This is a genomic window from Novosphingobium olei (assembly GCF_012927405.1).
GTDB lineage: Bacteria > Pseudomonadota > Alphaproteobacteria > Sphingomonadales > Sphingomonadaceae > Novosphingobium > Novosphingobium olei.
Genome location: NZ_JABBGM010000004.1, coordinates 249,086 through 270,641, shown reverse-complemented (window position 1 = coordinate 270,641; position 21,556 = coordinate 249,086). Strand labels below are relative to the sequence as shown.

At 65.9% G+C, this 21,556-nt stretch carries 20 protein-coding genes and 1 pseudogene; 13 read left to right on the top strand and 8 right to left on the bottom strand.

Annotation, left to right across the window (positions count from 1 at the left end):
- Window positions 1–75 precede the first annotated feature (75 nt).
- Window positions 76–1,272 carry a penicillin-binding protein activator gene (locus tag HHL27_RS11375; RefSeq protein WP_338114884.1) on the bottom strand — a complete coding sequence of 399 codons (1,197 nt, stop codon included), beginning with the start codon at window positions 1,270–1,272 and terminating at the stop codon, window positions 76–78.
- Between HHL27_RS11375 and rsmI the strand changes: the two genes are divergently transcribed.
- Together rsmI and HHL27_RS11365 are read left to right on the top strand one after the other, a co-directional pair.
- Entirely contained in the window at window positions 1,271–2,104 is an 834-nt protein-coding gene (gene rsmI, locus HHL27_RS11370) for a 16S rRNA (cytidine(1402)-2'-O)-methyltransferase (protein ID WP_169493515.1), read from the top strand. The genes HHL27_RS11375 and rsmI overlap by 2 nt on opposite strands.
- On the top strand, window positions 2,101–2,472 hold the full coding sequence (locus HHL27_RS11365) for a YraN family protein (protein ID WP_169493514.1): 372 nt from the start codon (window positions 2,101–2,103) through the stop codon (window positions 2,470–2,472). Before rsmI ends, HHL27_RS11365 begins: the two co-directional genes overlap by 4 nt.
- A gap of 48 nt (window positions 2,473–2,520) precedes the next feature.
- On the opposite strand, the gene HHL27_RS11360 is transcribed toward HHL27_RS11365, so the two are convergent.
- Entirely contained in the window at window positions 2,521–2,682 is a 162-nt protein-coding gene (locus HHL27_RS11360) for a hypothetical protein (protein ID WP_169493513.1), read from the bottom strand.
- Between the two features lie 118 nt (window positions 2,683–2,800).
- Here HHL27_RS11360 and gshB point away from each other — a divergent pair, with 118 nt between their 5' ends.
- Both gshB and HHL27_RS11350 read left to right on the top strand, forming a co-directional pair.
- Window positions 2,801–3,748: a glutathione synthase gene (gene gshB, locus HHL27_RS11355; RefSeq protein WP_169493512.1), complete on the top strand. Its 948-nt coding sequence runs from the start codon at window positions 2,801–2,803 to the stop codon at window positions 3,746–3,748.
- Window positions 3,749–3,882: 134 nt separating this feature from the next.
- Window positions 3,883–4,485 carry a DedA family protein gene (locus tag HHL27_RS11350; protein WP_169493511.1) on the top strand — a complete coding sequence of 201 codons (603 nt, stop codon included), beginning with the start codon at window positions 3,883–3,885 and terminating at the stop codon, window positions 4,483–4,485.
- A gap of 57 nt (window positions 4,486–4,542) precedes the next feature.
- Here HHL27_RS11350 and accC read toward each other — a convergent pair whose 3' ends face one another.
- The 5 genes and pseudogenes from accC to HHL27_RS11325 all read right to left on the bottom strand — a co-directional run.
- Window positions 4,543–5,889 carry an acetyl-CoA carboxylase biotin carboxylase subunit gene (gene accC, locus HHL27_RS11345; RefSeq protein WP_169493510.1) on the bottom strand — a complete coding sequence of 449 codons (1,347 nt, stop codon included), beginning with the start codon at window positions 5,887–5,889 and terminating at the stop codon, window positions 4,543–4,545.
- A gap of 10 nt (window positions 5,890–5,899) precedes the next feature.
- Window positions 5,900–6,385: an acetyl-CoA carboxylase biotin carboxyl carrier protein gene (gene accB, locus HHL27_RS11340; RefSeq protein ID WP_169493509.1), complete on the bottom strand. Its 486-nt coding sequence runs from the start codon at window positions 6,383–6,385 to the stop codon at window positions 5,900–5,902.
- Between the two features lie 123 nt (window positions 6,386–6,508).
- The gene (aroQ, locus tag HHL27_RS11335) at window positions 6,509–6,943 is read right to left on the bottom strand and encodes a type II 3-dehydroquinate dehydratase (protein WP_169493508.1); all 435 of its coding nucleotides are present in this window, start codon (window positions 6,941–6,943) and stop codon (window positions 6,509–6,511) included.
- A 70-nt stretch (window positions 6,944–7,013) separates the two neighbouring features.
- Entirely contained in the window at window positions 7,014–7,373 is a 360-nt protein-coding gene (locus HHL27_RS11330; RefSeq protein ID WP_169493507.1) for a carbohydrate porin, read from the bottom strand.
- 84 nt (window positions 7,374–7,457) lie between these two features.
- A pseudogene (locus HHL27_RS11325) lies at window positions 7,458–7,700 on the bottom strand (3TM-type holin); the annotation flags it as partial.
- Between the two features lie 475 nt (window positions 7,701–8,175).
- On the opposite strand from HHL27_RS11325, the gene HHL27_RS11320 reads away from it, so the two are divergent.
- Together HHL27_RS11320 and HHL27_RS11315 are read left to right on the top strand one after the other, a co-directional pair.
- Complete coding sequence (locus HHL27_RS11320; protein WP_169493505.1) at window positions 8,176–8,940, top strand: SDR family NAD(P)-dependent oxidoreductase; 765 nt, start codon at window positions 8,176–8,178, stop codon at window positions 8,938–8,940.
- A gap of 80 nt (window positions 8,941–9,020) precedes the next feature.
- Window positions 9,021–9,317, top strand: a complete 297-nt coding sequence (locus HHL27_RS11315; RefSeq protein ID WP_169493504.1) for a hypothetical protein — start codon at window positions 9,021–9,023, stop codon at window positions 9,315–9,317.
- Between the two features lie 37 nt (window positions 9,318–9,354).
- On the opposite strand, the gene HHL27_RS11310 is transcribed toward HHL27_RS11315, so the two are convergent.
- Window positions 9,355–11,859 (bottom strand): TonB-dependent receptor, encoded by a 2,505-nt coding sequence (locus HHL27_RS11310; protein WP_169493503.1) that lies wholly within the window; start codon window positions 11,857–11,859, stop codon window positions 9,355–9,357.
- Window positions 11,860–12,005: 146 nt separating this feature from the next.
- Between HHL27_RS11310 and HHL27_RS11305 the strand changes: the two genes are divergently transcribed.
- The 7 genes from HHL27_RS11305 to HHL27_RS11275 all read left to right on the top strand — a co-directional run bounded on the left by HHL27_RS11305 (window position 12,006) and on the right by HHL27_RS11275 (window position 21,537).
- Entirely contained in the window at window positions 12,006–12,683 is a 678-nt protein-coding gene (locus HHL27_RS11305; protein WP_169493502.1) for an FCD domain-containing protein, read from the top strand.
- Window positions 12,683–13,591 carry a hydroxymethylglutaryl-CoA lyase gene (locus HHL27_RS11300; protein WP_169493501.1) on the top strand — a complete coding sequence of 303 codons (909 nt, stop codon included), beginning with the start codon at window positions 12,683–12,685 and terminating at the stop codon, window positions 13,589–13,591. The genes HHL27_RS11305 and HHL27_RS11300 overlap by 1 nt, the downstream gene beginning before the upstream one ends.
- Before the next feature lie 20 nt (window positions 13,592–13,611).
- Complete coding sequence (locus HHL27_RS11295) at window positions 13,612–15,660, top strand: hydantoinase/oxoprolinase family protein (protein WP_169493500.1); 2,049 nt, start codon at window positions 13,612–13,614, stop codon at window positions 15,658–15,660.
- A 16-nt stretch (window positions 15,661–15,676) separates the two neighbouring features.
- The gene (locus HHL27_RS11290; protein WP_169493499.1) at window positions 15,677–17,563 is read left to right on the top strand and encodes a hydantoinase B/oxoprolinase family protein; all 1,887 of its coding nucleotides are present in this window, start codon (window positions 15,677–15,679) and stop codon (window positions 17,561–17,563) included.
- Between the two features lie 3 nt (window positions 17,564–17,566).
- Complete coding sequence (locus tag HHL27_RS11285) at window positions 17,567–18,754, top strand: CaiB/BaiF CoA transferase family protein (RefSeq protein ID WP_338114882.1); 1,188 nt, start codon at window positions 17,567–17,569, stop codon at window positions 18,752–18,754.
- Complete coding sequence (locus HHL27_RS11280; protein WP_169493498.1) at window positions 18,754–19,386, top strand: N-carbamoylsarcosine amidohydrolase; 633 nt, start codon at window positions 18,754–18,756, stop codon at window positions 19,384–19,386. The genes HHL27_RS11285 and HHL27_RS11280 overlap by 1 nt, the downstream gene beginning before the upstream one ends.
- Before the next feature lie 360 nt (window positions 19,387–19,746).
- Window positions 19,747–21,537, top strand: a complete 1,791-nt coding sequence (locus tag HHL27_RS11275; RefSeq protein WP_169493497.1) for a flavin-containing monooxygenase — start codon at window positions 19,747–19,749, stop codon at window positions 21,535–21,537.
- Window positions 21,538–21,556 lie beyond the last annotated feature (19 nt).

Sequence of the window (21,556 nt, the reverse complement as noted above, 5' to 3'; positions counted from 1 at the left end):
CGCAAGCCGGACCGTGTCCTTATCCCGCCCTTTTCGAAGCGTTCGCGCGGCCTAAGGCGCCGCCCGATGCGCGGATCAGAAGCGTGAAGGCGCCGGGCTGACGGTGACGAAGGTGCCGCCCGATACCTCGCGCACTTCCATCGCCCGTTCGGCAACGCCGTTGGCGTTGAAGCGGAACACGCCGTCGAGCCCGATGTAGCCATCGCGATCGGCCAGCCGCGCGGTGGGGAAGGCGGTGCCCGGGCGCCAGTTGCGCGCCACGTTGAGCGTCAGCAGCACGGAATCGTAGCCCAGCGTGGCAAGCCGCGCTGGCGTGGCGCCGAAGCGATTGCGGTAGGACTGTTCGAACTGGCCGAAGCGGCGGTCGGACACGGCGGCGAACCAGGCGCCCTTCATCGCCGGGCTCTTGGCCACGGCGGCATCGCCACTCCACAATTCGGTGCCGATCAGGCGCGTGCCGCCGGCCTGCGGCGCGGCGGTCAGCGCAATGCGCGGGCCATCGGCGATCAGCAGCGCATCGACCGGGCCCTTGGCCTTGATCCGGCGCACCGCGCTGGCGACCGAGGTATTGCCGCGGGCATAGCTTTCGATGCCGGTAACGGTCAGACCTTCGCGCTGCGCGCTGGCCGAAAGCGCGGCGGACACGCGTTGGCCATAGACGCCGCCGGGCACCAGCGCGCCCACGCGGTTGACGCCGTGCGACTTGGCATATCCCAGCACGCGCGCGACCGACTGGCCGGGCACCTGGCCCAGCACGAAGACGTCGCTGGTGGCGACGCTGGCATCGTTGGAATAAGTGATCATCGGCACCTTCGCGGGCCGCGCCACGGCGGCGACGGCGACGACATCGTCGGCCATCAGCGGCCCCAGGATCAGCTTGTTGCCGTCCTGGATCGCCCGCGTGGCGGCGACGCCAGCGCCGGCCGACGTGTCGTAGGTGGTGATGCGCAGGCTTTGCGCGTTGGTATCGAGCAGCGCCATCGTCGCGGCGTTGGCGATCGCCTGGCCGACGCTTGCGTTGGGGCCGGTCATCGGCACCAGCAGGGCGATGCGGTGGCGATCGGCATCGGTCGGCAGCACGTTGGAATCGGGCGCCGCCTCGGTCGGCCTGGGCGCGGGCGCCGGGCCGGTCTTGGGGATCACCGCGCAACCTGCCAGCAGCGAAAGCGTCGCCAGCACCGCAAAGCGCCGGGTCATGACCGTGGTCGCTGCCGGATTGCCTTCATTCATGCTCTTGCCGCTCCCCGTCGCCCGGTCCATTGGAATGCGCATGGATACGCCTGCGCTCCCGCCGGGGCTCTACATTGTCGCTACACCGATTGGCAATCTCGGCGACCTGACGCGTCGCGCCGCCGAGGTCCTTTCGGGCTGTGCCGTGATAGCGTGCGAAGACACCCGCGTCACGGGCAAGTTGTTGAATCATCTGGGGATCAAGCGCCCGATGCGGCGCTATGACGATCACGCGAGCGAAGACGCGCGCGATAAGCTGCTCGCCGAAATGTGCGAAAAGCCCGTCGCGCTGGTATCGGACGCGGGCACGCCGCTGATCTCCGACCCGGGCTACAAGCTGGTGCGCACCGCGCGCGAGCGGGGGATCGCGGTGACCAGCCTGCCCGGGCCGAGCGCGCTGGTGGTGGCGCTGACGCTGGCGGGCCTGCCGACCGACCGCTTCATGTTCGCCGGATTCCTGCCTTCCAAGGACAAGGCGCGCGGCGATGCGCTGGGCGAACTCGCCGCCGTTCCGGCCACGCTGGTGTTCTACGAGACCGGGCCGCGTTTAGTGGATAGCCTGGAGGCGATGGCGCGGATCATGCCGGGGCGCGAGATCGCCGTGGCGCGCGAGCTGACCAAGCTGCACGAGGAATGCCGCACCGGCACGGCCGTGGAGCTGGCCGCGCACTACACCGCGCATCCGCCCAAGGGCGAGATCGTGCTGCTGGCCGGGCCTCCGCCCGCGCCCGCCGCACCGGGCGAGGCGGACGTCGACGCCGCGCTGCGCCAGGCACTCGAAACAATGAGCGTGAGCCAGGCCGCGGGCAGCGTGGCCAAGGCTTTGGGGATCGATCGCAAAGCGCTTTATGCGCGGGCAATGGAACTGAAATGAGCAGCAGACGACGCAGACGGGTGCAGGCCGAGGAAAACGGCCGCAAGGGCGAAACGCTGGCGTGCTGGTACTTGCGGCTGACCGGCTGGCGCGTGCTGGCGCGCCGGTTGCGGGTTCACGCTGGCGAGCTCGATATCGTCGCGCGCAAGGGGCGCACGGTGGCTTTCGTCGAGGTGAAGTGGCGCAATTCGGTGGCCGAGCGCGACCGGGCGGTGGATCCGCGGCGCTTTCGCAGGGTGGCCCGCGCGGCTGAAGGCGTGGCCGGGCGGTTCCTGAAGGACAGGGACAGTGCGCAGCTAGACGTGATCTTGCTGGCGCCCTGGGCATGGCCGCGCCGGCTTACCAACGTGTGGCAACCCGGCGCGTGACATGATGGCCCGAGCCGTTGGGCTCAGGCCGGAAGCTTCAAGCCTTGCTCAGTGCGGCTTGTGCTCGTCCTTGTGCTCGCCGTCCTTGTGGTCGCCGGCGTGATCGTCCTTGGGGTGTTCGGTCGGGTGCGGGGCGGGGTTGGCGATTGCCGAGGCGCTGAAGCCCAGAACGGTTGCGGCAGCAGCGGCGGCAGTGATGATCTTGCGCATGGAAGGTCCCTTTTCCTGTGCGGGTTGCGCCGCGGACTGCGGCTGCGCGAAAGTGGTCGCACGCCTGCCAATTCGGCCTTAAGGGCTGCATCAGAGATTTGACTGAGGTGCTTGCCCGATGACCCTTCGCGTCGCTGTCCAGATGGACCCGCTCCATTCGATCAACATCGCCGGGGATTCGACCTTCGCGCTGATGCTTTCGGCGCAGGAACGCGGGCACGAGATCTTCCACTACGACGTCGGCGCGCTGAGCCTCGACGAAGATGACCGCCTGATCGCGCACGCCCATCCGGTAACCGTGCAGCGCGTGGTGGGCGATCACTACAAGGCGGGCGAACGCCGCCGGCTGGACCTTGGCCGCGATGTCGACGTGGTGCTGATGCGGCAGGACCCGCCGTTCCACATGGGCTATATCACCGCCACGCACCTGCTAGAACGCATCGAGCGCGAGACGCTGGTGGTCAACAATCCCCGCAGCGTGCGCAATGCGCCCGAAAAGGTGATGGTGCTCGATTATCGCCGGTTCATGCCGCCCACGCTGGTGACCCGATCGGTGGAGGAAGTTCGCGCCTTCCAGAAACGTCATGGCGCCATCGTGATCAAGCCGATCCACGGCAACGGCGGCAAGGCGATCTTCCGCGTTTCGGAAGAGGGCGAGAACCTGGGCGCGCTGTTCGAGGTGTTCAACCAGACCTGGCCCGAACCGCACATGGTGCAGGCCTTCCTTCCTGAAGTCGCCAACGGCGACAAGCGTATCGTGCTGGTCGATGGCGAAGTGGCGGGCGCCATCAACCGCAAGCCGGGCGAGGGCGAATTCCGCTCCAACCTCGCCGTCGGCGGCTATGCCGAAAAGACCGAGCTGACGCCTCAGGAGCAGGAAATCTGCGCCGCGCTGGGGCCCGAGCTGAAGCGGCTCGGCCTGATCTTCGTCGGCATCGACGTGATCGGCGGCAAGTACCTGACCGAAATCAACGTGACGTCGCCCACCGGCATCGTGGCAATCGACCGGTTCAACGGCACCGACACGGCGGGCATGATCTGGGACGCGATCGAGGGGCGGCTGTAAGCCTTACCCCTCCACCACCCTGCGGGTGGTCCTCCTCCCCTTGAAGAGGAGGTGGCAGGCCGAAGGGCTGACGCAAGGGTATTGGGCCGACAGCCGCCCGGATCAAGAAGGCCCTTGTAGGTGTTCCACCAGCCATGAACGACTGGATCTTCCACCTGATCGAGGGTGGCGGCTATTGGGGCATCGCGTTCCTGATGGCGCTCGAAAACATTTTTCCGCCGATTCCGTCCGAGGTGATCATGGGCATCGGCGGCATTTCGGTGGCGCACGGGCGCATGGCGGTGGCGCCGCTGATGATCGCCGGGACGATCGGATCGACGCTGGGGAACTATGCCTGGTTCCTGCTCGGGCGGGCGCTGGGCTACGAGCGGCTGAAGCCCTTCGTCGACCGCTTCGGGCGCTGGCTTACGATGGACTGGGAAGACGTGGCGCGGCTGGTCGTGTTCTTCCAGAAGCATGGGCAGTGGGTGGTGTTCGTGATGCGCTTTTCGCCGTTCATGCGCACGCTGATCTCGCTGCCGGCTGGGCTCGCCCGGATGGGCCATGTGCGGTTCCTCGTGTTCACGCTGGCGGGTGCAGCGGTGTGGAACGCGATCCTTGTCTGGGCGGGATGGCACCTGGGCCGCAACTTCGGCGCGCTGGAGAAATACACCGGGCCGGTCGCGGCGGCGGGGATGGTGCTGCTGGCGCTGGTCTATGCCTGGCGGGTGGTGCGCTGGAAGCCGCGCGAGCGCTGACAAAAAACCCCCGCACAGGGCGGGGGCTTTCGTGTCGGGTCGTACGTTGCGGAGCGGTCAGGCGTCCTTCGCCAACCACTCTTCCAGGTACTTGATGGTGTAGCCGCCATCGAGGAACGTGGGATCGTTCAGCAGGCGCTGGTGCAGCGGAATCGAGGTCTTGACCCCATCGATCACCATTTCCTCCAGCGCGCGCTTCAGCCGCATGATGCAGCCTTCGCGGGTGCGGCCATAGACGATCAGCTTGGCGATCATCGAGTCATAGTACGGCGGGATCTTGTACCCGGCGTAAAGTCCGGAATCGACGCGCACGTGCATGCCACCGGCCGCGTGGTAGCTCTTCACCAGGCCCGGCGAGGGGGCGAAGGTGAAGGGGTCTTCCGCGTTGATGCGGCATTCGATGGCGTGGCCCTTGAACTCGATTTCGTCCTGCTTGACCGACAGCGGCTTGCCATCGGCGATGCGGATCTGTTCGCGGACCAGATCGACACCGGTGATCGCTTCGGTCACCGGGTGTTCGACCTGCAGGCGTGTGTTCATCTCGATGAAGTAGAACTCGCCGTTCTCCCACAGGAACTCGATCGTGCCCGCGCCGCGATAGCCCATGTCGGCCATCGCCTTGGCCACGACGCCGCCCATGCGGTCGCGCTCTTCGGCGGAGATGACGGGCGAGGGGGCTTCTTCGAGCACCTTCTGGTGGCGGCGCTGCAGCGAGCAATCGCGCTCGCCCAGGTGGATGGCATTGCCGTTGCCGTCACCGAAGATCTGGAATTCGATGTGACGCGGATTGCCGAGATACTTTTCGATATAGACCGTGGCATCGCCGAACGCGGCCTTGGCTTCGCTGCCGGCCTGCTGGATCAGCGTTTCGAGCTGTTCGGGGCCGGTGCACACCTTCATGCCGCGACCGCCGCCGCCCGATGCGGCCTTGATGATCACGGGGTAGCCCGCCGCCTCGGCAATCGCCTTGGCTTCCTCGATGTCCGACACCGCGCCGTCCGAGCCGGGGACCAGCGGCAGGCCGAGCGCGCCGGCCGTGCGCTTGGCCTCGATCTTGTCACCCATCGTGCGGATGTGTTCGGGCTTGGGGCCGATCCAGATCAGCCCGTGCGCCTCGACGATCTCGGCAAACTTGGCGTTTTCCGACAGGAAGCCGTAGCCCGGATGGATCGCGTCGGCGCCGGTGATCTCGGCCGCCGAGATGATCGCCGCGACGTTGAGGTAGCTGTCCTTGGCCGCCGGCGGACCGATGCACACCGCCTGGTTGGCCAGGCGCACGTGCATGGCATCGGCATCGGCGGTGGAGTGGACCGCCACCGTTTCGATGCCCATTTCGTGCGCGGCGCGGTGGATGCGCAGCGCGATTTCGCCGCGATTGGCGATCAGCAGGCGCTTGATGGCCATTCGGCGGGCCTTACGCGATCACGACCAGCGGCTGGTCGAATTCGACCGGCTGCGCGTTTTCGACCAGGATCGCCTTGACGGTGCCGGCGGCAGGCGCGGTGATCGCGTTCATCACCTTCATGGCTTCGATGATCAGCAGGGTTTCGCCCGCCTTCACCGCCTGGCCCACCGACACGAAGTTCGGCGCGCCCGGCTCTGCCGCGAGGTAGGCGGTGCCGACCATCGGCGACTTGAGCGCGTTGGCGTGGTCGGCCGCAGGCGCGGCTTCGGGCGCGGCAGCCGGGGCAGCGGCGGCAGGCGCGGGGGCGGCCGGGGGGGCGGCGTAGGTGACCGGCGCGGCGGCAGCGGTCAGCGTGCGCGCGACGCGGATCTTGCGTTCGCCGTCTTCGACTTCGATTTCGGATAGGCCGGTGTCGGCCAGAAGCTCGGCGAGTTCGCGCACCAGCGCGCTGTCGATCGCCATGGTTCCGGCCTTATCGCCGCGGTCGTTACCCATTTTCTTTCCTCGCGGGAATGGTGAATTCAAGCTGCGCGCCATGCCCGCGCTTGTCCCTAGTGGCAAGAGAAAGCGCTTGCCGCAGGGTGGAAAAGTCGCGTTTGCGCCGATTCCGGCGCCGCCTTAGAGCTTTGCGGCGGCTTCCAGCGCCAGCAGGTAGCTGGTCGCGCCGAACCCGGCGATGGTGCCCTTGGCGGCCATGCCGACGTAGGACTTGTGGCGGAAGGCTTCGCGCGTGTGCGGGTTGGACAGGTGCACTTCGATCACCGGGGTGCGGATCGACTTGATCGCATCGTGCAGGGCGACCGAGGTGTGGGTATAGGCCCCGGCATTGAGCAGCACCGCCTTGGCGCCGACCGCCTGCGCTTCGTGCATCCAGTCGACAAGGTGGCCTTCGTGGTTCGACTGGCGAACGTCGATTTCAAGGTCGAGTTCGCGGGCGCGATCCTCCAGCATGCCGGCGATGTCGTCGAGCGTCTGCGTGCCGTAGATCTCGGGCTCGCGCAGGCCGAGCAGGTTGAGATTGGGCCCGTTGAGGACGAACACGGTCTGGGTCACGCTGGAACTACCCTTGCTGCAGAGCGGGGAAACGGCGGCTTATTCGCACTGCCGCCCCGCCGGTGCAAGCTCAGCCGTTGGGGATGAGCGGCGAGGGTGGCGGCGTGTTGCCGTTCTGGAACTGCGGATCTTCGGTGGTCGGATCGGTGACCTGGTTCACATCGGGGTCCGGCCCCGGGAACGCATCGTTGCTGACGAAGGGCTGGGGCGCGGCGTGGCGGGCCATGTCCTCGGCGCTCTTGGCGCGCTTTTCGGCGGCATCGGCGCGCTGTTCGACGGCGGCGAGGCGCTGTTCGAGCGCGGCGACGCGATCTTCCTGCGGCGCTGCATTGCAGGCGGGCAGCAGAAGGGCGAGGCCAAGCCCGAAGCTGGCGCGCAGGGCGGCAGGGCGACGGGCGAAAGGACGGGCGGGCTGGCGGCGCTGTTGCATCGTCCTGATGGTGTAGCAGGGAAAAGTTACCCGAAACTAACCAGACCTTGCGCCGCGCACCGGGGATATCCCGTAACAGGCATTTCAGGGCGCAGCGCGCGTCTTGCCCCACTGGCGCGCCACCGTGTAGCCGACATAGCCGGTGCCGAAGAGGGCGTAGAGCGGTTCGGGAAGCCCGCGAAAGTAGGCGGTCATCGCGCCGATCACCGCATCGGCCATGGCCGGACGGACCGCGGCGAGCAGGCCGAGCGGGATCGACCAGAGCATCAGGCCATACATCACGTAAAGGAATGTCGGCCGCGCCCGCTCGACATAGGGATCGTGCGATGCGGTCGTGATGTCGGGCTGGCTGGTGGACATGGGTGGCGCTCCATCGCTGCGGCAGAACGCACGACCAGATATACCCTTGGCGCTGTGTAGGAAAATCGAAAGCACGCAGCAGCGGGTGCCGGCGGCCCGGATGAAGCAGCGCCAGGTGCCCAAGTTGACGAAGTTGACAGACTACTGAGGCAAGAGTCGCAGGCTGCGCGATGGACGCGCCGTGACGACCATCTCTGCATGGAACCTATTGATGTTGCTGGGTTCCTCCGGGGCCATCGTCCCGTTGTAGCAGCCAGCAAACGTGTAGGACATGGGCCGGGCAGGCCTGATCAATGTCAAGTTTGATGTTGTATACGCAACATCGTAAACGGGGGTGCTGCCATGCCTGCTTGGGGCCGGTTGGCGATCAGGGCTTTACTCTTGCTTGCGCCGACCTAGCCTTGGGACGGATCGCGGCGCGAGACCGCTGGAGGAGAGAGGCATGAGTCTGTTCGACATGACCGGCAAGGTTGCCGTGATCACCGGTTCCACGCGCGGCATCGGGCGCGCCATCGCCGAGGAGATGGCGACGCAGGGCGCGCGGGTGGTGATTTCCAGCCGCAAGCAGGATGCCTGCGATGCCGTCGCTGCCGAGATTAACGAACGCTTCGGCGCGGGCACGGCGACGGCGATTGCGGCCAGCATCTCTTCCAAGGACGCGCTCGAAACGCTGGTTTCGCGCACGCAGGCCGAAGTCGGGCCGATCGACGTGCTGGTCTGCAACGCGGCGAGCAATCCCTATTACGGCCCGATGAGCGGGATCGCCGACGAACAGTTCCGCAAGATCATGGACAACAACGTGCTGTCCAATCACTGGCTGATCCAGCTGTGCCTTCCCGGCATGATCGCGCGGCGCGACGGCGCGGTGATCGTGGTCAGTTCGATCGGCGGCTTGCGCGGATCTTCGACCATCGGCGCCTATTGCATTTCCAAGGCGGCGGACATGCAGCTGGTGCGCAATCTGGCGGTCGAGGTGGGGCAGCACAACATCCGCGCCAATGCCATTGCGCCCGGCCTGATCCGCACCGACTTTGCCCGAGCGCTGTGGGACAATCCCGAAGCGGAGAAGGCCTACAATTCGGGCCACCCGATGCGGCGGATCGGCATGCCCGAGGAAATCGCCGGCGCGGCGGTGTTCCTCGCCTCGAAGGCGGGCAGCTATGTCAACGGCCAGACAATCGTCGTCGATGGCGGGTCTACTGTATGATTTTAATGTAAAAATCGGGAACAAGGAACCCGCGCGCCGCGTTTCGCGTTCGTAACGTTGCGATCGCGGGGACTGCGGGAATGAATTTATACGAAGCCTGGCTGACGCCATCGTGGAAGTCTGCCCGGCCGCTCAATGAGGCGGACGAGCGGTTTCGCGAGCTGCTGGGCGATCTGGGCCCGGCGATGCCCGGCCATATCGTCGGCGATCTGAGCCAGGTCTATCTCGACACGCTGCTGCGCACGTCGGTGCCCAGCTGGTTGCGCGCGCGGCTGGTGGCCGAGCGCGACCGCCGGGCGCGGGGACTGCTGCTGACGTGGTACGATCGCGCGCGCGCCGCACTGCTGCCAAGCGGGGGTGCGCCGTCGGGAGCCTGAACCGGCTCCGTCCGACGCACCCTGATCCCGGCAGCGATCAGAACTTCACGCTGCCTTCCACGCCGATCAGGCGGCGCGTGCCGGGCGTGATGAACGATCCGCCGAATTCCACCGCCGTGATGACCTCGTTCAGGTACTGCTTGTCGAACAGGTTGTTGGCGAAGACCGACAGGCTGAAGCGATCGGTCTGCAGCCCGGCGCGGACGTTGACGATGCCGAAGGCCGCGCGGCGGGCGACATCGTACTTGCCGTCGCCGACGAAGCTCGGCAGGCCGAGCGCCGAGATCGGCAGCAGGCCAGAGAACAGCGTCGGGATCGACTGGTCCTGCACGGTGTGGAACCAGGTGGGGCCGGTCAGGCGGTAATCGGTGCGGGTGAAGAAGCGCAAGCTGTCGTTGACCGGCTGTTCGATCTCCATGCCCACGTTCAGTGTGTAATCCGCCGTGTAGGGCGACTTGTTGCCGACGGTGTAGGGGCGCGAGGAGTTCTTCTTGATCTCGCTGTCGGTGTAGTTGAACGAGCCGAACAGCTTGAAGCCCTGCGTCGGCTTGATCGTGACGGTGGCCTCGATGCCCTTCAGATCGACGCGATCGATGTTCGAGACCACGCGCAGCAGGCCGAAGCTGCCGACGAAGAATTCGAAGAACTGCATGTCGTGGACCTGGGTGTAATACCCGGCCAGATCAAAGGTCACTTTGCCATCGAGCAGGTTGCCCTTGAGCCCGGCTTCCCACGCGCTCGACCATTCCTTCTTGTACTGGTCGTTGACGGTGACGTTGGCGCCGAAGAAGTTGACGAAGCTGTCCTTGATCAGCTGCGCCGAACCCTGGTTGTTGAAGCCGCCCGATTTGAAGCCGATGCCCCAGTTGGCATAGAGGTTGAGGTCGCTGGTGGGCTTGTAGCTGAGGGTGACCTTGGGTTCGAACTGTTCGAAGCGGGCGTGCTTGTCGGACAGAGCGCCGAAGGCCTGGCCGGGATTGATCGGGCCGCCCGTGAACGGATCGGTGGCCGTGGGCACGAGCGAGGACGACTTGCGATCCTCGATATCGTAACGCACGGCGACGCCGGCATCGAACTTGTCGTTGGGCTTCCATTCGACCGAGCCGAACGCTGCGTAGACGTTGGTCTTGAAGCGGTCTGCCAGCAGCAACGTGGTCGGGTTGGCGGAATCGGGCGCGTTGTAGAGCTGCTTGATCACGCCGTTGCCGGTATCGGCCCCCAGGCTGACGCCGACGGTGCGCTTGATGTGCAGGTAATAGGCACCCAGCTGCCAGTTGATCGCCCCGGCATCGCCGATAAGGCGCCATTCGGTGCTGATGTCCTGCTGCTTGCGCACCTGGTACTGCGTGCCGTCGCAGGTGGTGGGGCTGTAGGGGCCGAAGGTCGAACCGGTGGCCGGCGCGAAGATGAAGGGCACGGGGATCTGGCCGATGAAGCCGGGCGCGTTAACCTTGTACCCGGTGAGCGCGGCGGTGCTGGCGAAGCAGGCGTTGACCGCGCTTTGTGCTGCGGGATTCGCGGCAGAGAGGAAGCGACCGAAATCGGCCGAAGTGCCATCGGCGACGAGATCCTGGTTGACGTTGGAATAGAGCGCCCAGCCGACCAGCTTGAGGTTGTCCGACAGCTGGTGATCGAGCTTGATCGAGGCGTCGAAGCTGGTCTGGTCGTTGGTGGGGCGGATGTTGCTGTAGAAGTTGAACGGGTGCTTGTTGACGTCTTCGTAGAAGGCGCCGCCGAAGTTGGGCAGGTGGAAGGCTGCGTTGAACGGCAGCGAAGCGCCGTGGAATTCGCCGTAGCGGGCCTTGATGTCGAGCTGGGTGGGGCCGCCTTGGCCGATCACGACGCGGCCATCGACCGCCCAGTTCTCCTTGTCGTCCACCGTCTTCGAGTTGGTGAAGACGTTCTTATAGAAGCCGTCGGTCTTGTAGTAATAGCCCGACAGGACGAACCCGGCCGCCCCGCCCAGCGGGCCTGCGACATGCGCGCTGGCTTCCCAGGTGTTGTAATCGGCATAGGACAGCTTGGCCGCGCCGGTCAGCGTGTCGGTGGGCTTCATCGTCTGGATGACGATCGCGCCGGCGGCGGCGTTGCGGCCATAGAGCGCGCCCTGCGGCCCCTTGAGCATTTCGACCTGGCTGATCGTGCCCTGCGGCTGGTTCAGCTGCGCCGTGTTGGTCTTCAGAATACCGTCGACGATCAGTGCGACCGAGCTTTCGGCATCGCGCGCGCCGTTGATGCCGCGGATGTTGATCTGGGTATCGCCGGCTTCGGCCGTGCCGGTGACGATGGTGACGCCAGGGGTCAGGCGCACGAAGTCCTCCGCCTTGACCGCGCCGGTGCGGGCGAGCGCATCGGCGGTGATCACCGCGACCGACGCGGGGACATCCTGCAGGCGTTCGTTCTGGCGACGCGCGGTGACGATGATGCCGCCATCATCGGCCGGTGCGGCGGCATCGGCCTGCGGCGCTTCCTGCGCATGAGCTGGTGCGGTGATCCCGGCGAGAGCCGAGGCGGCGAGAAGGGTCCAGTGGGAACGTCGCATTGAAAACTCCCTGTTGTCGGCGTCCCCGGACAGGGATGGCCGTTGCACCCGCCGCGTCTTTTTTATGCCCCCATGGCAAACGCGGCTTGATGAGTTGGGATCGTATTGTATACAAATATGGAAGGTCAAGTTCTTTGGAGTGATCCGTGTCCCGCGCTTCCGACCGCGCTTACGAGGCCATCCGCAGCATGATCCTGTCGGGCGAACTGCCGGCGGGCGCGCAGCTTGCGGAAGAGGCGCTGGCGGAAAAGTGCGGGGTATCGCGCACCCCGGTTCGCGAGGCGCTGCGGCGGCTGGAATCCGATCTTCTGGTCACCCGCACCGACACCCAGCGCAGCTTCGTGGCGGACTGGTCGATCGACGATGTGGCCGATGCCTTCGAACTGCGCGCGATGCTGGAAGGCAAGGCGGCGCGCCGCGCGGCCGAGCGCATGACCGATGCCGCGCTCGATCGCATTCGCGCCGCGAATCGGCAGATCGGCGAGGCTGTGCGGGGCGCGTCCGCCGACGTGGTAGGGTTCCTCGAAGGCAACCGCGAATTCCACGCGGTCATCCTTGAAGTGGCCGCCTCGCGCCGCCTTGCGGCGCTGCTCGGCACGCTGGTGGAGCAGCCGGTCGTGTGGCGCACCGCGCACCATTACAGCCGCGAAGCGCTGCTGCGGTCTTTTGGTGAGCACGAGGAATTGATCGCCGCCTTTGCCCGGCGCGACGGGGCCTGGGCCGAGGCGATCATGACCGGCCACATCCTGCGCGCCTATCACGCCTATGCCGACGCCCATCGCGGCCTCGCCGAGCAGGGTATTATCCGGGAAGCTGCTGAGTAATGTATACAGAAGCCATCGAAATGGTCGAGGTTGCCCCTCGGGACGGATTGCAGAACGAAAAGGCGCTCGTCTCGACCGCCGACAAGCTCGCGCTCGTTGAAAGGGCGATCGCGGCGGGAAGTCGGCGGATCGAGGTGACGAGCTTCGTCAATCCCAAGGCCGTGCCGCAGATGGCCGATGCCGAAGCGGTGTGCGAAGGCCTGCCCGAGCGCGACGACGTGACCTACATCGGCCTGGTGATGAACGCGCGCGGCGCCGGGCGTGCGCTGGCGACGGGCCGCATCGACCAGCTGGGCGCGGTGTCGGTGGCGACCGATACCTTTGCGATGGCCAACCAGGGCCAGACCAGCGACGGTTCGGTCGAGGCCGCGAAAGAGATCATCACGATGGCGCGCGAGGCGGGCAAGACCGGCCAGGTGACCATCGCCGCATCGTTCGGCTGCCCGTTCGAAGGCGAGGTGGCCGAGGAGCGGATCGTGGCGATGGCGGTTGCGCTGGCCGAAGCGGGTCCGGTGGAGATCGGGCTCGCCGACACGATCGGCGTGGGCAACCCGGCGCATGTCACCTCGCTGGTGGGCAAGGTGCGCGCCGCGGTGCCGCACGCGCCAGTGCGCGTCCACTTTCACAACACGCGCGGCACGGGCTTGGCCAATGTATGGGCGGCGGTTCTGGCCGGCGCGGTGACGGTCGACGCCGCGATTGGCGGCCTTGGCGGCTGCCCGTTCGCGCCGGGCGCGGCGGGCAACGTGTCCACCGAAGATGTCGTCTACATGCTCGAGCGCGCCGGGGTGCGCACGGGCCTTGATCTTACGAGCCTGGTTTCGGCCAATCACTGGCTGGGCGAAGTGATGCAGCGTTCCCTGCCGGGGATGGTGGCGAAAGCGCCGTCGTTCCCGAAGCAGGCTTGAGAAAAAGGGGTCTCAGATCGATGGGTTACCGGCTTGGCGTGGACGTCGGCGGCACGTTTACCGACCTCCTGCTGTTCGATACCGACACGGGTGCGTTCTGGCGGCACAAGACGCCATCGACCCCGCACGACAGTTCCGAGGGCATCCTCAACGGCGTGACCGCGATCTGCGAGAAGGCGGGGATCGGTGCGGGCGCGATCGACTACTTCCTGCATGGCACGACGGTTGCCACCAACGCTGTGCTGGAAGGGAAGGGCGCGCGCGTCGGCCTCGTGACCACAGAGGGCTATCGCGACATCATGCAGATCGCCCGCAGCTATGTGCCCGGCGGGCTGGCCGCGTGGATCATCTGGCCCAAGCCGCAGCCGCTGGCCGCGCTTGAGGATACCGTCACGGTCAAGGGCCGCATGAACGCCGAGGGCCACGAAGTGCGGCCGCTGGACGAAGCCGACGTGCGCTTCCAGCTGAACCGGCTGAAGGACAACGGTGTGGAAGCCGTGACCGTCAGCCTGATCAACGCCTATGCCAATGGCGCGCACGAAGCGCGGATCGGCGAACTGGTGGCCGAAGTGCTGCCGGGCGTGCCGGTGTCGCTTTCCCACGAAGTCCTGCCCGAAATGCAGGAATACGAGCGAACGCTGACCACGGTGGCCAACGCTTCGGTCCGGCCGGTCGTGGGCAAGTATGTGTCCAACCTGCGCAACCGGCTCGCCAGCGAAGGGATGACCGGCAAGCTTTCGCTGCTGCGGTCGGACGGCGGGCTGATGAGCGCGCAGAAGGCCGAGGAGCATCCGGTCAACATCCTGATGTCGGGCCCCGCCGGCGGCGTGACCGGCGCGATCTGGGTGGGCCGCAATGCGGGCATCAAGAATATCCTCACGCTCGACGTCGGGGGCACCAGCACCGACGTTGCGCTGATCGAAAACCTCGAACCGCGCCGCCAGCGCACCACCGAGGTCGGCCATCTTTCCGTCCGTGCCTCGGCGCTCGACGTGAAGACGGTAGGCGCGGGCGGCGGTTCGATCGCTTATGTTCCTGAGCTGACAAGAGCCCTTCGGGTCGGGCCGCAGAGCGCAGGAGCGGTGCCGGGGCCGGTCGCCTATGGAAAGGGCGGCACGGCCCCCACCGTCACCGACGCCAATGTCGTTCTGGGATATCTGCCCGAGAACCTGCTGGGCGGCACGTTCAAGCTCGATCGTGAAGGCGCCAAGGCAGCGGTGCAGACCGTGGCCGATGCGCTGGGCATCGACCTGATGGCTGCCGCGCGCGGGATCATCGACATCGTCAATGAAAACATGTTCGGCGCGCTGCGCATGATTTCGGTGCAGCAGGGTTATGACCCGCGCGACTTCGCGGTGATGGGCTTCGGCGGTGCCGGGCCGCTGCATGTCAACGCGGTGGCGAGGCTCATGGGCAGCTGGCCCGCAGTCTCGCCGGTTTCGCCGGGCGTGCTTTGTGCGCTGGGCGATGCGACGACGCGGATGCGCACCGAAACCGCGCGATCATGGTCGCGCCTTGCCAGGGACACGAAGGCGGAGGACCTCGTCGCCGTGCTCGACGAGATGGCGACCCAGGTGAAGGGGGAGCTGCTGAGCGACGGCGTGCCCGAAGCCGAGATCACCACCGCTTTCGAAGTCGATGTGCGCTATGCCGGGCAAGCCTTCGAAGTGCCGCTGACGATCACTGCCGAGGCGCTTGCCGGCGACGGCATTTCCGGCGTGCTTGCGCGCTTCGATGAAGAGCACAAGCGGCTGTTCACCTTCAACATGGACACTCCGCACGAGATCGTGAACCTGCGCGCCGTGGCGCTGGGTCGCGCGCTCGACCTGCCGGCGGCGGAGCTGGAGAAGGGCGATGGCGATCCGTCCGCCGCCAAGATCCGCGACCATGTGCTGTGGATGGACGGGCGCGAACAGGCGGCGGTGATCTATGACCGCGCGAAGCTGCGCGCCGGGGACGTGATCCCTGGCCCTGCGATCGTGTGCGAAATGGATTCAACCACGCTGATCGAAAGCGGCTGCGTCGCCACCGTCGACCATGTCGGCAACATCCTGATCATGCCTGTCTGACGAAAGGGACGAAACCATGCCTGCCACCATCGTCCAGACCAATTCCACCCCGTTCGAGACCGTCGCGATCGATCCGGTGACGCTCGACATCATCGAGAACGCGCTGCGCAACGCGCGCGTCGAGATGGACGCCACGCTCGTGCGCACGGCGATGTCGCCGGGCATCCGCGAGCAGGGAGACGCCTTTCCGCTGATCGCCGATCCCGAAGGCCGCATGATCGTCGGCCAGTTCGGCAGCTTCATCGGCGGCTTCCTCAAGAACTACGAAGGCACGCTCGAGGACGGGGACATGATCTTCCTGTCCGACCCGTACTCGGTCGATGGCGCAATCAGCCATTCGAACGACTGGCTGGTGCTGCTGCCGGTGTTCAAGGACGGACGCCTGATCGCCTATACCTCGATGTTCGGCCACCAGAGCGACATCGGCGGCAAGGTCGTCGGCTCGATGCCGATCAACGCGCGCTCGATCTACGAAGAAGGCGTGCGCATTCCCCCGGTGAAGATCTGGAAGAAGGGGGAATACAACGAAGACCTGATGAAGCTGGTGATGCACCAGACGCGCAAGGCGGACTGGTGCGCGGCGGACCTCAACGCGCTGATCGCATCGTGCCGCGTCGCCGCGCGCCGGGTGATCGAGATGGCGAACCGCTTCGGCGACGATGTCTATGTCTCGGCCACGCAGGAACTGCTGGCGCGCAATCACCGCGCGATGAAGACGCTGCTGTCGCAAGCGGTGAGCGAGGAGCCGGTGAGTTTCGAGGACTACATCTGCGACGACGGCATGGGGTATGGCCCGTACCGCATCAAGTGCACGATGTGGCGCGAAGGCGAGAAGGTGATCCTGAATTTCGACGGCACCGATCCGCAGTCTTCGGCGTCGATCAACTTCTTCCTGAACGAGAACATGTTCAAGATGTTCTTCGGCATCTACATGATCATGGTCTTCGACCCGATGATCCTGTTCAACGACGGGTTCTATGACCTGATCGACGTGCGCATTCCCGAAGGATCGCTGCTGAAGCCGAAGTTTCCTGCCGCGCTTTCGGGCCGCACCCATGCACTGGGCCGCATCTTCGACATCCTTGGCGGGCTGCTGGGACAGAAGACGCCGGAATTCCTCAACGCCGCCGGCTTTTCGTCGAGCCCGCACCTGTTCTATTCGGGCTATGACCAGCGGCCAGGCAAGGGCAATGCCTGGTTCCAGCTGTTCCAGATCGGCTTCGGCGGCATTCCCGGGCGGCCGCTGGGCGACGGGCCGGACGGCCATTCGCTGTGGCCGGGCTTCACCAACGTGCCGAACGAATTCCTCGAACGCTACTTCCCGATGATGATCGAACGCTACGAGACCGAGCCGGATTCGGGGGGGGCAGGGCTGCATCGCGGCGGTAACGGCATCCACATGACCTACCGCTTCCTGTCGCCCGGCACGATCTCGATCCACGACGACCGCTGGTTCGTGCCCCCCTGGGGCGTCAACGGCGGCGAGCCGGGCAAGCGGGCGAAGAAGCTGCTCGAAAAGGCCGACGGCACGATGACGATCATCGGCAACAAGGTGGAAGACGTCGAAGTGGAGGTGGGCGACCAACTGCACTTCGTCACCTGGGGCGGGGGCGGCTGGGGCGACCCGCTGGAGCGTGATCCTGCGCTGGTGGCCAAGGAAATCACCCAAGGGCTGGTCACGGCCGAAGGCGCGCGCGCCTATGGCGTGGTCATCGCAGGCGATGGCAGTGTGGATGCGGGCGCGACCGAAGCACTGCGCGCCGAGCTGCGTACATCGCGCGGGGCGCTCCCCGTGTTCAACACGGGCCCCGGCATCGAGGCCCTGCGCGCCGCGTGCGAGGCCGAGACCGGGCTTGCCGCGCCGATCCAACCCCAATGGCCGCACCTCGAAGCGGCGGAGTAAGACGTGAACAACGGTGCATTGAAGGACATCCGCGTCGTCGAACTGGGCCAGCTGCTGGCGGGCCCGTTCTGCGGCCAGTTGCTGGGCGACATGGGCGCCGACGTGATCAAGGTGGAACCACCCGTGACCGGCGACCCCATGCGCGAATGGGGGCAGGGCGCGGAAAAGGTGCAGTGGGAGGTGATCGCCCGCAACAAGCGCTCGGTCAGCGCAAACCTGCGCGTGGCCGAAGGGCAGGCGCTGGTGAAGAAGCTGATCGCGCACGCCGACGTGCTGATCGAGAACTTCAAGCCCGGCACGCTGGAGAAGTGGGGGCTGGGGCCGGACGTGCTGCTCGCCGAGTTCCCGCACCTGATCATCGCGCGCATGTCGGGCTATGGCCAGACCGGGCCCTATTCGGACCGGGCCGGCTTTGGCGGCATTGGCGAGGCGATGGGCGGCTGGCGCTACATCGTCGGCGAACCCGACCGCGCGCCCAGCCGAATGGGCGTGTCGATCGGCGATACGCTGACCGCGACCTATGGCTGCATGGGCGTGCTGGCTGCGCTGCACGTCAAGGAGAAGACCGGCAAGGGGCAGGTCATCGACACCGCGCTTTACGAAAGCGTGCTGCAGGTGATGGAAGGGCTGGTGCCGGAATACGACCGCATGGGCCTGATCCGCGAACGGTCGGGATCGATTTTGAAGGGCATTGCGCCGTCCAACGTATATTCCTGCAAGGACGGCGAGTTCATGATCGGCGCCAACAAGGATTCGCTGTGGAAGCGGCTGGCAACGGCGATGGGCCGGCCCGAGCTGGGCGACGATCCGCGCTATGCGACGCACCTCGCCCGCGGTGAGAACCAGGACGAGCTCGACGCGCTGATCAACGCATGGACAGCCACGCTGACCATGGACGAGGTCGACGCGCTGATGATCGAGCATTCGATCCCGGCAGGCCGCGTGTATCGCGCGCCCGACATGCTGGCCGATCCGCACTTCCAGGCACGCGAGGCAATTATCGAGGTGGAAACCGAGCGGTTCGGTCCGCTCAAGATGCAATCGAGCTTCCCCAAGTTCTCGGCAACGCCGGGCAGCGTGCGGCGGCCGGCACCTTCGGTGGTCGGGCAGCACAACGCCGAAGTCTATGGCGAACTGCTCGGCCTGTCGGAGAGCGAGCTTGCCACGATGGCAGACAACGGGGTGATCTGATGGGGCAGGAAAACGCGGACCTCACCGAAAACTATGCGGGCGCCTTCGACGGGCGCCTGCCGTTCGGACAGCGTCCGGCGCTGCTGCTGATCGATCTGGTCGAAGCCTACCTCCAGCCGGGCTCGCCGCTGTATGCCGGAATCGAGGACGCGCTGGCGAGCGCGGTGCGGATGACGGCCGCGGCGCGCGCGATCGGAATCCCGATCGTGTTCACCAATGTCGAATACCAGCCCGGCGGCGCGGACGGCGGCGTGTTCTTCCGCAAGGTGCCGGCGCTCAAGGTGTTCGAGAAGGGATCGCCGCTGGGCGCCTTTCCCACCGTGCTGGCGCCGCAGGACGGCGATATCGTCGTGACCAAGCGCTATGCCTCGGCGTTTTTCGCCACGCATCTTGCCGCGACGCTGACCTCTATGGGCGTCGATACCGTGCTGGTCTGTGGCACGTCGACGTCCGGATGCATCCGTGCGACGGCGCTCGACGCCTGCCAGAACGGTTTCCTGCCCTTTGTGGTGCGCGATGCGTGCGGCGACCGACACCGGGCCCCGCACGAGGCCAACCTGTTCGATCTTCAGGCCAAGTATGCCGAAATCGTCAGCGAAGCCGAGGCGCTGTCGCTGCTCGCCGCGATCTGAATTCTTCCGAGTCGCGGCTGGATTTGGTCCGGCCACAGCCGCGTACGATCGGCATCCTGCCTGTTCGAGGACTGACGTTCAGCTCTTTCGCGTCAGCCTGAATTTCCGTTCGAGGACTGCCGAAAACCATCGCATGCCGCAGGGGAAAGCCCCTTCTGCCACCATGCTCGAAGAGCCGCAGGCGCAGCTCGATCCCCGCGTTCTGTGAGCGCCGGGGCTGCTTTTGCGCTTTACAGTTAAGTCATTTGACCTAGCATTTCCGGCAGTGGCGGCGTCAGACCGCCCGAGGAGAGGCCCGCGCATCGAAGTCGGGCGATCACGTCAACGACTGGCCCTGCCGGTCGATGGAGTATGGGTGAGATGACCGACCTGAACCTGGGCTTCGACCCGGCGGCGCTGAAGCAGCGCTATCTTTCCGAGCGGGACAAGCGGCTGCGCGCCGACGCCAACGAACAGTACGTCGAGATGGCGGGCAAGTTCGCGCACTTCCTGAGCGATCCATATGTCGAGCGCCCGATCGAGCGAGAGCCGGTAACCGACGAGCGCGACGCGGTGGTGATCGGCGGCGGCTTCGGCGGACTGCTTGCCGGCGCGCGGCTGCGCAAGGCGGGGATCGACGATATCTGCCTGATCGAGAAGGGCGGCGAGTTCGGCGGCACGTGGTACTGGAACCGCTATCCCGGCGCGGCCTGCGACATCGAAAGCTACGTCTACCTGCCGCTGCTGGAAGAGACGGGCTTCATGCCCGAGCGCAAGTATTCGGGCGCCGACGAGATCCGCGCCTATTCGCAGCGGATCGCGGACCATTTCGACCTGACCCGCCGGGCGCTGTTGCAGACCGAGGTGACCGGTGTTGCCTGGGATGAAGCGGCACGCCGCTGGATCGTTTCGACCAACCGGGGCGATGCGATCCGCGCGCGGTTCGTGATCATGGCCAATGGCCCGCTGCACCGGCCCAAGCTGCCCGGCATTCCCGGCATCGAGGAATTCGAAGGCCACACCTTTCACACCAGCCGGTGGGATTATGGCTATACCGGCGGTACATCGAAGGGTGGGCTGGACAAGCTGGGGGACAAGGTCGTCGGCATTATCGGCACCGGCGCGACCGCGGTGCAGGCGGTGCCGCACCTGGGGGCTGCGGCAAAGCAGCTCTACGTCTTCCAGCGTACACCGTCCTCGATCGACGTGCGCAACGACCGGTTGACCGACAAGCAGTGGGCGGCCTCGCTCCAACCGGGATGGCACCGCCACCGCATGGAGAACTTCAACACGCTGGTATCGGGCGGCTGGGCCGAAGAAGACCTGGTGGCCGACGGCTGGACCGAAATCATCCGCAACCTGGGCGTGATCGCGCGGATGAAGGCGGTGAAGGAAGGCGCCGCCGATCCGGACGAACTGGTGCAGCTGGCAGACTTCAAGAAGATGGAAGCCATCCGCGCGCGGGTCGATGAAAAGATCGCCAACCCCGCCGTCGCCGAAGCGCTGAAGCCCTGGTACAACCAGTTCTGCAAGCGGCCGTGCTTCCACGACGAATATCTCGACACCTTCAACCGGGACAGCGTCACGCTGGTCGACACCAACGGCAAGGGCGTGGAGCGGATCACGCGTGAAGGCGTGGTCGCCAACGGGCAGGAGTACAAGCTCGACTGCCTGATCTTCGCCACCGGTTTCGAGGTGGGCACCAGCTATGCCAGGCGCGCAGGCTACGATGTGACCGGGCGCGACGGGCGCACGCTGGAGCAGAAGTGGCAGAGCGGGGCGCGGACGCTGCACGGGATGACCGTCAACGGGTTTCCCAACCTGTTCATCTTCTCGGTCATCCAGTCGGGCTTCACCGCCAACTATCCGCACTCGCTCGACGAACAGGCGTGCCACAGCGCGCACATCATCGCCGAAGCCATGGGGCGGCAGGCGACGCGAGTGGAGGCGACGGTGGAGGGCGAGGAGGCCTGGACGGCAGAGGTGCTCGATTCCCTGCTAGACCGGCGCAAGTTCCTCGAAGAATGCACGCCGGGATACTACAACGGCGAAGGCAAGATCAGCCCGCTTGCAGCGAGCTTTGCTTCGTACGGAAAGGGCTCGCCGGCATTCTTCCGCATTCTAGACGAATGGCGGGCCGCCGGGGATTTCCAAGGGATCGAAATGGATTGAACAGCAGTCCTGCTCGCCC